We start from the raw sequence: 568 nt of genomic DNA on the forward strand, positions 1-568 counted from the left end.
GATAAGCGCTGACAGCTATCGTTTGCATAGCGCCCACATCCGAGCCCGCTTCGGGCTCGCTGAGGGCAAACGCCGCAATCAGCTCGCCGCGCGCCACGCCCTGCAGGTAGTGCGCCTGCTGCGCCGGGCTGCCCGCCAGCGTGATCGCACCGCTGCCCAGGCCCTGCATCGCAAACGCAAAGTCCGCCAGCGGCGAGTGGTAGGCCAGCGTCTCGCGCAGCAGCACCAGCGCGCGCGAGTCGAGCGCAGGCAGTGCGCCGCCGTGCGCAGCGGGCACGCAGTAACGCAGCCAGCCGCCCGCACCCAGGCGCCGCACCCAGTCGCGGCAGGCAGCGCGGTCGTCGGTTTCATCGACCTGCTGCGCAGCCGCCCAGGGCACCAGGCCCTCGGCCAGCGTGCGGTGGGCGTCGTCAAAGAAGGGCAGAGCCAGGTGCGCCGTCGAGGGCGGGCAGGGGGCGGGGGGCGTTGCAACGTGCATGGTGGGTGAGGGGGCTGTTTGAATGTCACACCCGTTCGGGCTGAGCCTGTCGAAGCCTTGCGCAGCGCTTCGACGGGCTCAGCGTGAACG

At 71.1% G+C, this 568-nt stretch carries 1 protein-coding gene; it reads right to left on the minus strand.

Translation table 11 applies throughout. The features are described from left to right. Positions 1 to 478 (minus strand): acyl-CoA dehydrogenase family protein (locus ACOQFS_RS13160; RefSeq protein ID WP_421563314.1); only part of this gene is annotated, 478 nt, incomplete at its 3' end. Between the last annotated feature and the right edge of the window lie 90 nt (positions 479 to 568).

It is taken from the genome of Paracidovorax sp. MALMAid1276, assembly GCF_049198005.1.
Lineage (GTDB): Bacteria > Pseudomonadota > Gammaproteobacteria > Burkholderiales > Burkholderiaceae_C > Acidovorax.